The 9,384-nt window shown below is 69.5% G+C and carries 11 protein-coding genes; 2 read left to right on the forward strand and 9 right to left on the reverse strand.

Annotated features, from left to right (window positions below):
- Positions 1 to 18 precede the first annotated feature (18 nt).
- Positions 19 to 1,485, forward strand: coding sequence for a Do family serine endopeptidase (locus tag ACTIFJ_RS09010; RefSeq protein WP_439533770.1), 1,467 nt, complete (start codon positions 19 to 21; stop codon positions 1,483 to 1,485).
- Positions 1,486 to 1,596: 111 nt separating this feature from the next.
- Here ACTIFJ_RS09010 and ACTIFJ_RS09015 read toward each other — a convergent pair whose 3' ends face one another.
- From ACTIFJ_RS09015 to ACTIFJ_RS09040, 6 genes are all read right to left on the reverse strand, one after another.
- The gene (locus ACTIFJ_RS09015) at positions 1,597 to 2,001 is read right to left on the reverse strand and encodes a RidA family protein (protein ID WP_439533771.1); all 405 of its coding nucleotides are present in this window, start codon (positions 1,999 to 2,001) and stop codon (positions 1,597 to 1,599) included.
- 11 nt (positions 2,002 to 2,012) lie between these two features.
- On the reverse strand, positions 2,013 to 2,489 hold the full coding sequence (locus tag ACTIFJ_RS09020; protein ID WP_439533772.1) for a VOC family protein: 477 nt from the start codon (positions 2,487 to 2,489) through the stop codon (positions 2,013 to 2,015).
- 58 nt (positions 2,490 to 2,547) lie between these two features.
- The gene (locus tag ACTIFJ_RS09025; RefSeq protein WP_439533773.1) at positions 2,548 to 3,879 is read right to left on the reverse strand and encodes an FAD-dependent oxidoreductase; all 1,332 of its coding nucleotides are present in this window, start codon (positions 3,877 to 3,879) and stop codon (positions 2,548 to 2,550) included.
- A complete protein-coding gene (locus tag ACTIFJ_RS09030) occupies positions 3,872 to 4,138 on the reverse strand; it encodes a (2Fe-2S)-binding protein (RefSeq protein WP_439533774.1) in 267 nt (88 codons plus the stop codon). Before ACTIFJ_RS09030 ends, ACTIFJ_RS09025 begins: the two co-directional genes overlap by 8 nt.
- Positions 4,138 to 5,283, reverse strand: coding sequence for an NAD(P)/FAD-dependent oxidoreductase (locus ACTIFJ_RS09035; protein WP_439533775.1), 1,146 nt, complete (start codon positions 5,281 to 5,283; stop codon positions 4,138 to 4,140). Before ACTIFJ_RS09035 ends, ACTIFJ_RS09030 begins: the two co-directional genes overlap by 1 nt.
- Positions 5,284 to 5,381: 98 nt before the next feature.
- Positions 5,382 to 6,335 carry a dihydrodipicolinate synthase family protein gene (locus ACTIFJ_RS09040; RefSeq protein ID WP_439533776.1) on the reverse strand — a complete coding sequence of 318 codons (954 nt, stop codon included), beginning with the start codon at positions 6,333 to 6,335 and terminating at the stop codon, positions 5,382 to 5,384.
- A 155-nt stretch (positions 6,336 to 6,490) separates the two neighbouring features.
- Between ACTIFJ_RS09040 and ACTIFJ_RS09045 the strand changes: the two genes are divergently transcribed.
- Positions 6,491 to 7,429 carry a LysR family transcriptional regulator gene (locus tag ACTIFJ_RS09045; protein WP_439533777.1) on the forward strand — a complete coding sequence of 313 codons (939 nt, stop codon included), beginning with the start codon at positions 6,491 to 6,493 and terminating at the stop codon, positions 7,427 to 7,429.
- Here the strand turns inward: ACTIFJ_RS09045 and ACTIFJ_RS09050 are convergent.
- The 3 genes from ACTIFJ_RS09050 to ACTIFJ_RS09060 form a co-directional block, all read right to left on the reverse strand.
- Positions 7,386 to 8,840: a sodium:solute symporter family protein gene (locus tag ACTIFJ_RS09050; protein ID WP_439533778.1), complete on the reverse strand. Its 1,455-nt coding sequence runs from the start codon at positions 8,838 to 8,840 to the stop codon at positions 7,386 to 7,388. The genes ACTIFJ_RS09045 and ACTIFJ_RS09050 overlap by 44 nt on opposite strands.
- A 10-nt stretch (positions 8,841 to 8,850) precedes the next feature.
- Positions 8,851 to 9,063 (reverse strand): DUF3311 domain-containing protein, encoded by a 213-nt coding sequence (locus ACTIFJ_RS09055; RefSeq protein WP_439533779.1) that lies wholly within the window; start codon positions 9,061 to 9,063, stop codon positions 8,851 to 8,853.
- The coding region (locus tag ACTIFJ_RS09060) for a DUF885 family protein (protein WP_439533780.1) at positions 9,060 to 9,384 on the reverse strand (325 nt) is incomplete at its 5' end. The genes ACTIFJ_RS09055 and ACTIFJ_RS09060, both read right to left, overlap by 4 nt.

Below are 9,384 nucleotides of genomic sequence, written 5' to 3' on the forward strand. Positions count from 1 at the left end.
GGGCAAACAGGGACAGACATGAAGACCAGATACAAGATCATCGGTGGCACCATGCTCGGCCTCGTCACCGGCGCCGCGCTCGCCCTGCAGGGCGCCGGGCCGGGCGCCAAGGGCGTCACCGCCTCGCTGCCGGAAATGGACACCACGCCGATCGTCCGCGTTGCCCCCACCGGCCAGGGCCAGGTCACCGCCTCGTTCGCTCCGGTGGTCAAGTCGGCTGCACCAGCCGTGGTCAACATCTACACTGCGAAGGTAGAGAAACAGAACAACGCGTTGATGAACGATCCTTTTTACCGCCAGTTCTTCGGCGGCGCGCAGCCGCAGCCGCGCGTCCAGCAGTCGCTCGGCTCCGGCGTCATCGTCGCCGGGGACGGCTATGTCGTCACCAACAATCACGTCGTCGCCGGCGCTGACCAGATCCTTGTATCTCTGGCTGACCGGCGCGAATTCCCGGCCAAGCTGGTCTTCGCCGATGCCCGGCTCGACCTGGCGCTGCTCAAGATCGAGACCGAAGGCGCGCAGATCCCGGTGATCCGCATGGGCGATTCAGACCGCGCCGAAGTCGGCGACATCACCATCGCCATCGGCAACCCGTTCGGCGTCGGCCAGACCGTCACCACCGGCATTGTCTCCGCCGTCGCCCGCACCGGGCTCGGCATTTCCGACTGGCAGTTCTTCATCCAGACCGACGCCGCCATCAACCCCGGCAACTCCGGCGGCGCGCTGCTCGATGCCCAGGGCCGGCTGATCGGCATCAATACCGCCATCTTCTCCCGCTCCGGCGGCTCGCAGGGAATCGGCTTTGCCATTCCTTCCAAGATGTTGCGGGTGTTTCTTGCGGCGGCCGACACCGGCAAGCTGGTCTCCGGCTGGATCGGCCTGGAAGGCGAGCCGCTGACCGCCGACAGCGCCCGCCTCGCCGGGCTCGATCGCCCCGGCGGCCTGCTGGTCACCGCCGTCAACCCCGGCAGCCCGGCCGCCAAGGCCGATATCCGCACCGGCGACGTGCTGCGCACCGTCGACGGCAAGGAGGTCGCCGATGGCGGCCAGCTCCGCTACTCGCTGGCCACCGAGGGCGTCGGCCGCACCCTCGAGGTCGTGCTCCTCCGCGCCGGGCAGGAGCGCACGGTCCGTGTCACCCTCGCCGCCCCGCCGGAGACCCCGCCGCGCCAGCTGACCCCCATCACCGGCCAGGGCATCCTCGCCGGCGTCACCGTCGCCAACCTCTCCCCCGCCTATGCCCAGGAACTTGGCGCCGGCCTGCCGGAAAAGGGCGTCGTTGTCGTCCAGATCCTCGGCGGCGCCCCCGCCGCGCGCTACGGCTATCTCAAGCCCGGGGACATCATCGAGACGTTGAACGGCCAGCCGGTGCGCACCGTCGCAGACGTCACCAGCCGCCTCGCCGCCACCAGCATCGGCTTCAACCGCGGCGGGCAGCGGGCGGAGTGCGGGCTGACCAACCGGGGCTTTGCCTGTCGGAGTTAGAATGCCTCCGGCGGCTGGGGCCTGAGGCCCCAGACCCCATTAATTGGGCATGGTCCTAAACTTGGGGTCTGGGGTCTGGGGCCTGAGGCCCCAGCGGCCGGAGGCCACTTCTCAAGACAGCGCCGCAGTCGCCTCGATTTCAATCAGAAAATCCGGGAGCGCCAGCGCCGCGACACCGATGAAGGTGTTGGGCGAAGGCATGGTGTCGCCGAAGAAGGCGGCGACTTCGCCGAGCACCGGGCCGAGCTTGTCTGGCGAGTGATCGACGACATAGGTGCGCAGGCGGACAATATCGGCGGGGGTGGCGCCGGCCGCTTCGAGGACGGCGCGGAGGTTGGCCAGCGCCTGACGGGTCTGGGCGGCGAGATCGCCGGGGCCGACGAGGTTGCCCTCCTTGTCCCAGCCGACCTGACCGGCGAGGTGGAGGGTGCGGCCGCCGGTCTGGATGGCGGCATGGCTGAATCCATAGGCGAGGCTGTCATAGAGCGCGGGCGGGTTCAAACGGCTGTTGGTCATGGCGTGGCTCCTCAGTCGACGATTTCGAGGCTGTTGCCGAAGGGATCGCGGGCATAGACGTTCTTCTTGCCGGCGAGCGGACCTTCGGTGATGTGGATGGTGTCGAGGATCGTGCAGCCATGGCTGGCGAGCCAGGCGCAGGTCGCATCGACATCCTCGACCCGCAGCGCCAAATGGTGGCCGCCGACATCGCAATTGCGCGGCAGTTCGCGCCGGCGATCATCTGGTTTATCATATTGTACCAGCTGAAAGTTCATGTTGTCTGTGAGCTTGAGCATGACCAGCGTGAGCCGCGCGCCGGGGACGCCGACATGGCTTTCCATCCAGTCCCGGCCATCGTCGCCGACCGGGATGTCGGCCGCATCGATCGGCCCCATCCGCCACAGCTCGGTGGCGCCGAGCACGCCGACATAGAAGCCGAGCGCGGCCTCGAGGTCGGGCACCGTCCAGCTGACATGGTCGACGGCGAGGATGCGGGGCATGGTCATGCATGGGACTCCTTTGGGGACAGAGTGGCGCAGCAGGCCAAGCCATTCCAGCGAAAGATCATTGCCGTTGCCGCAAGAGTTCGGCGATGCCGACCGGCCGCGCGGGGAAGCGGGCGGTGAAGCCGGGGTCGCCGCCCTTCCGATCGGCATCGCCGAACAGCCGCAACACGCTGGGCTCGCAATTGCGGCCCTGGCACAGGCCCATGCCGCAGCGGCTGACCAGCTTGAGGGCATTGGCGCTGCTGCCATGGGCGCGGGCGGCCTCGAGCGCGGCGAGGCTGACATCCTCGCAGCGGCAGATCAGCGTCTCGGCATTGGGGGCCGGGAACCAGGGGCGCGGATCGGCAGCAGCATCGAGCAGGGCGGCGAAACGGCGGGCGCGGGCGAGCGCAGCGCGGGTCTTGTCCGCATTGACCATATGGCCGATGGCGCGGGCGATGCCGAGTCCGGCGAGGCTGCCCGAGGCCATGGCGGCGACGGCACCGGCGACGCCGCCGGTCTCCCCGGCGATGAATAGGCCGGGCAGGCTCGACTGCTGCCAGTCATCATGGACCGTGGCCCAGCCGCCGGCCGGGCCGGCCGGGCGCACGGCGGCACCGGCAGCGCGCGGCAGGTCCGACTGCGGGATAAAACCATAGCAGAGGCCGATGGTGTCGGCGGCGATACGCTGGCCATCGGCGAAGCGGGCGGCCTCCCCCCTGCGCTGCCCGTCGATGGCCGCAAGCGGACTGGCGAAGCGGATGGGGATGCCGGCGGCGACCAGCCGGGCATAGGCGGCGCCGGCCTGGGCGAGGGTGGAAAGGCCGGTGGCAGCGGCCAGCGGATGGGCGGCGAGCGCGCCGACCATGGCAGCGCGCGGCTGGGCGAAGGCGACGGCGGCAACGGTGCCGCCGGCAGCGCGGACCTGCTCGGCGACCAGCAGCATCAACGGATGGGTGCCGGCGAGCAGGATGCGCTTGCCGGGCACCAGCCCCTGCGCCTTGATGAACGCCTGCAGGCCGCCGGCGGCCATGACACCGGGCAGCGTCCAGCCCGGCAGCGGCACGGCCAGATCCATGCAGCCGCCGGCGATGAGGACATGGCTGGCGGTGCGTGTGCCGTCACTGGTCAGCACCTCGAAGCCGCTGTCGACGGCACGGACGCCGAGGACCGATTGGCCCGCCTTGAACACGGCCAACGCCTCGAAGGCGGCGAGCCGGGCCTTGAGCGCCGCATAGCTGCGGCCCGGCAGCCAGCGCGGGACATGGAAGGCGCGCGGCGGCTGGCGGAGGATCTGGCCGCCGGGGCGCTGCTGCTCGTCCAGCACCGTGCAGCCGATGCCATGGTCCGCGAGCGCCAGCGCCGCCGACTGGCCGGCCGGGCCGCCGCCGATGATGACGACCTCAGCCATGGCGGGTGGTGACCGTCATGCCGTCTCGCGCCGCGACCAGGCAGGCGCGCTGGCGGATGCCGTCGATGGCGACCGTGCATTCGCCGCAGCTGCCCATGTTGCACCAGAGGCCGCGCGGGGCGCCGCGCGTGTCGGTCCGGAACGTCAGCCCGGCGGCGAGCATGACGGTGGCGACGGTCTCGCCGTCATGGCCGGGGACGGGTGCACCGTCGATAGAGACGGTGAGCAGCGCGCCGCGCTCGATGCCGGCGATACGCATCAGGCTTTTCCTCCAACGGCTTGGCCCATGAAGCTATTGAGATGGTTGAAGCGCTCGGGCGCGACGATGGCGAGGCGCGGATCGGGCTTGCCGGCCATGGCGCCGGCCAGCAGCCGGGCGAAGCTGGGGCCGAGCGTGAACGCCGAACCGCCGGCGGCGACATAGAGGCCGGGCATCGACGGCACCTCGCCGACGATCGGCAGCTGATCGGCGCTGATCGCGGTGATGCCGGTCCAGGTGCGGATTAGCGGCAGGTCCGCAACCATCGGCACGGTGTCGGCGGCGGCGCGGAGGTTGGCGATCAGCGATTCCGGGCGGATCTCGGCGCGGCGGCGCGGATCGAAGCCGCCGCCCGGCGTCAGCGCCAGCCGCGCCGGCCAGCCGCCGCCGATGAGGATATTGCCGGCATGCGCCTGCTTCATCGACAGGCGGCGGCCGACATGCTGGATCAGCTGGCCGAGGCAGGGCGGCACCCGCTCGGTGACGTTCATCTGCAGCGCCACCGGATAGAGCGGGATGTGAAGATTGGCGAGGCGGGCGAGATCGGCGGTCCAGGCGCCGGCGGCGATCAGCAGCTGGCGGGTGGTGACGGTGCGCCGGCCCTGCGGCGTCTCCAGTGACAGGCGGTAGCCGCCGGGCTGGCGCTCGATGGCGACGAGCGAGGTGTGGCTGGCGAGCGTGGCGCCGGCGGCGCGGGCGGCGGCCGCCAGCGCCACGGTGACGTTGCGCGGGTCGGCATGGCCTTCGTCGGGCGCGTGACAGGCGGCGAGGATGTGGGGGGCCAGTGCCGGGCAGAGCGCGCGGGCGGCGTCGCCGTCGATCAGCCGCGTGTAGAGGCCGTGGCTGGCCTCCAGCGCGGCTTTGGCCTCCAGCAGCGCCACTTCGGCCGGGGTTTCGGCGACCATCAGGCCGCCGGTCATGACGACGTGCAGGTCGGCGCCGAGACGCGCCTCCAGGCCGCGCCAGTCCTCGACGGCCAGCGCGTTGAGGGCGACGATGGCGGCGGCCTGTTCGGCGAGCGCCGGGCCTTGTTCGAGAAAGCGGCGTTCGAGCTGGAAGTGCAGCGAGCCGGCGTTCTGGCCCGAGGCGCCGGCGTTGATCTCGGCCGCCTCGACCAGCAGCACCCGGGCGCCGGCGCGGGCCATGTGCCAGGCCGTGGCGCAGCCGATCAGCCCGCCACCCGCGATGACGAGATCAGCATGTGCGGGCAGATCGGCGATGGCGCAGGCCTTTCCTGAACGGATCAGGCGGCGGATTGCTTGGCGTGGGCCGGCCCGATGGCGCCGAGTTCTATCAGGGTCTGGCGGATTTTGATGCGGTCTTCCGCTGCGACATCGCGCAGCGGCGGGCGGACGAAGCCGGCGGGGACGCCGCGCGCGCTGAGACCGGCCTTCAGGATCGCCGGGCCGGAGCCGAAGCGACCAACCAGATCGGTGGTGTACCATTGCTCCATGATCACCCGGTCCTTGCGGCCGCATTCGCGCGCGGCGTCGAGATCGCCGGCCCAGAGGTGATTGTAGAAATCGGCATGGACGCGGCCCAGCACGGCGCCGGCGCCCATGGTGCCGTCCCCGCCGGCAGCGTGGAGCAGCTGAAGGCCGTGTTCGTCCATCGAGTGGCCGAAGACCAGCACCTGGTCCTTGAGCGCGAAAAACGCCTCGACGAAGCGGCGGAGATCACCGGTCGACTGCTTGATGGCGACGACATTGGGGATGTCGGCGAGGCGGGCGAGCAGGTCCAGCGACATGTCGATGCCGGTGCCCGGGGGCCAGTTGTAGACGCAGATCGGCAGCGGGCTCTCGGCCGAGATGTCCGAATAAAAGCCGTGGATCTCGTCGTCGCCGGGGCGGAGATAGGGCGGCGGGGTGACGAGGATGCCCTGGAAACCGACGGTGGCGGCGTGGCGGGCATAGGCGATAGTGTCCCGCGCCGTGAACGAGGTGCAGCCGGCGAGCAACGGCAGCTTGTGGCCGAGCTGGCGGCCGGCGGCGGTGAACAGCTGGCAGCGCTCGTCCGGGGTCAGGCTGGTCCATTCGCCGGTGGTGCCGGCGATGACGAGACCGTGCATGCCCTCGCCGTGCAGCCAGTCGAGCATGGTGCCAAGGCCGGCGAAATCGAGCGCGCCATCGGATGTGAAGGGGGTGACGATGGCGGGGATGTAACCGCGCCAGTCGACCCGGCCTCGCTTGCTGTCCAAGACTTGGTTCCCCCAGACATTTTGGTTGGCGTCACCGGCCTGGATGGCCGGGCGCAGGTGGATTGCGGGGACTGTGCGACAGGCAGATTTGTGAGACAAGAGCAACGATTTGATACTATCGTTGCGGGCAGCGCAAAGAGGCGGAGGGGTCGGCGATGAGCAGCGGCATGATCTGGGACACCAGGATGCAGTATTTCTATGAGGCGGCCAATCTCGGCTCAATGCGGCTGGCGAGTGACAAGATCGGGGTGGCGGTATCCTCGATCAGCCGGCAGATCGCCCAGCTGGAGGCCGAGATGGGGGTGCCGCTGATCGAACGCGGGCGGCGGACGATCCGGCTGACCGAGGCGGGGGCGCTGGTCCACCAGCATCACAAGGACCAGCTGGCCAGCCGCGAGGCGCTGGCCAACCGCTTGCAGGAGCTGCGCGAGATCAAGTCCGGGCGGGTCGACCTGGCGGTGGGCGAAGGCTTTCTGGGCAGGGCGTTCACCGGCGTTATCGAGCGGTTCCAGACGCGCAACCCGGGGATCACCATCTCGGTGACGGCGGCCTCGACCTCCGACGTGGAGCGGATGATCCTCGAGGACGAGGCGCATATCGGGATGATCCTCAACACCACCAGCGAGCCGAAGATCAGGGTGCGCGCCTCGATCGTGCAGCCGCTGCAGGTGCATTGCGAGCCCACGCATCCGCTGGCCGCTCTGCCCTCGGTAACGCTGGCCGAGCTGGCGGCGCATGACCTAGTGCTGCCGCCGATGGGCTTCCGCATCCGGCAGGCGCTGAACGCCGCCGAGAAGCGCGCGCATATCTGGCTCGAGCCGAAGCTGACCACCACCTCGATCGCGGTGATGCGCGAGGTGGCCAAGGGCGGGCGGATGGTCTGCGTGCTGCCGCGGGTGGCGACGATCGCCGAGATCGAGGAAGGCTCGCTGGTGGCGCGGCGGCTGGAGGACGATGAGCTGACCCAGTCGACGCTGAGCTTGATCCACCGGCTCGGGCGTCAGCTCGACGGGGCGCCGGCGCGGCTGCTGACGATTTTGGAGACGAAGCTCAGGAGCTGGAACGAGACGGAGCCAGCGCCGGCTGAGGCATGACCAGGCAGACGAGGATGGTGACGGCGGCGTTGACCGCCATCGCCAGCAGGCCATGCTCCCATTCCGGGAAATGCAGGTTCCAGAAGTCGGTGGCTGCAGGGTGGAGCAGCACCAGATAGCCGGTGGCGATGCCGGCCATGACGCCGACCGCCTGGGCGCGCGGCCACAGGAAGGCGAGGAAGACGCCAGGCGCCAGCATGCCGATGGCGGCATAGGCCGACAGGCCGATCTCGACGAGGCTGCGTGAGCCACCGACCGCCAGCCAGACGGCGATGGCGGCGAAAGCCAGCATCGAGCCGCGCGAGACCAGCAGCATCGCCCGGTCCGACAGGTCCGGCTTCAGCGGCAGCACGACGTTGCGGCCGAAGATGGAGCCAGCCGTCAGCAGCAGCACCGAGCCGGGGACCAGCGCCAGCAGGCAGACGGTGCCGGTGAACAGGCCGACGACCCAGGCCGGATAGCTGGTGGCGACGAAGCTGAGCAGGGCGGCATTGCTGTCCCCGCCCGGCACCGGGGTGTTGGCGAGAAGCGCCGCGAAGCCGAGCGCGATGATGAAGAAATAGGACAGCGAATAGAGCGGCTGGAAGATGGCGTTGCGGCGGATGGTGTCGGCGTTGCCGGCGGCGTAGCAGAGCTGGAACATGTGCGGCAGGATCCAGTTGCCGAGCGCCACGTTCAAGGCCGAGGTCATCAGCCAGGTGGTGGACAGGCCGGCCTCCGGGTTGAGGCCGGGGAAGCGGCCGATGCCCGGGAAGGTCGATTGCGCCAGCCGGTAGACATCGAGCAGCGAGGTGGCGCCGACCTTGCCAGCGACGGTGATGCACAGGCCGATGACGATTACGAGCATCAATATGTCCTTGACCCCGGCGGCGAACGCCGCCGAGCGCAGGCCGGCGAAGATGACGAAGGCCAGCATCATCGCCGCGGCGATGCCGGCGGCGGCGAGCGGCGGTACGTCGCCGATGGTGAGGCGGACGATCAGCGACAGGGCGACGATCTGGATCTGGACATAGACGACGAGCGCGGCGATGCCGGCGAGGCCGACGACGACGCCGAGCCAGGTGGCGCGGTAATGATCGGCGAAGAAATCGGCCTGGGTGACAAGGTTGCGCGCCTTGCCCGCCGCCCAGATGCGCGGCATCAGCAGATAGCCGAGCGTCGCCGACAGCGACACCGAGGTCAGCGCCAGATAGGCCGGTGCACCATAGGCCCAGGCGAAGCCGGAAATGCCGAGCACGGCGAAGGTGGTGTAGATCTCGCCGGCATTGAGGAACCAGAAGATCAGGATGCCGAAGCGGCGGCCGCCAACTGCCCAATCGGCCATCGTCTTGGCCTTTTCCTGACGGCGGCTGTACAGCGTGGCGCCGACAATGGTGCCGAGCAGGATGGCAAGGGTGAGAGCCAGAATCATGGGATCAGGATCATTCGCCAGTATCCGCTTCGGCGCGGATGTCGAGACGCCGGACGATGGCGATGCAGGCTGAGGCGATGAGGATGCCGGCCATCTGCCAGACCATCGGGAACGGCAGGCCGAAGGGTTGCAGCGCGATATCGTTGACCAGCGGCACGCAGCCGATCTGCCAGATGAAGGGGATCAGCAGCAGCAGCCGGTGGCGGCGCGACGGCGGCTTCATGCGGCCGCCCATTCGGCGACGGCGGCTTCCAGCACGGCGAGCGGGACCGGGCCGGATTGGAGGACGAGATCGTGGAAGCCGCGGATATCGAAGCGGCTGCCCATCGTTTTGCGGGCGGCTTCGCGGGCGGCGATGATGCGGTTGGCGCCGACCTTGAAGCTGCAGGCCTGGCCCGGATATACGCTGTAGCGGACGACTTCGCGGCGCGTGGCGGTTTCCGAGTGGCCAGCGTTTTCCATCATCCAGCGCGCGCCTTCGTCCAGCGTCCAGCGCTTGTGATGGAGGCCGGTGTCGACCACGATGCGGGCGGCGCGGAACAGC

This window comes from Polymorphobacter sp., assembly GCF_051860865.1.
Taxonomy (GTDB): Bacteria; Pseudomonadota; Alphaproteobacteria; order Sphingomonadales; family Sphingomonadaceae; genus Sandarakinorhabdus.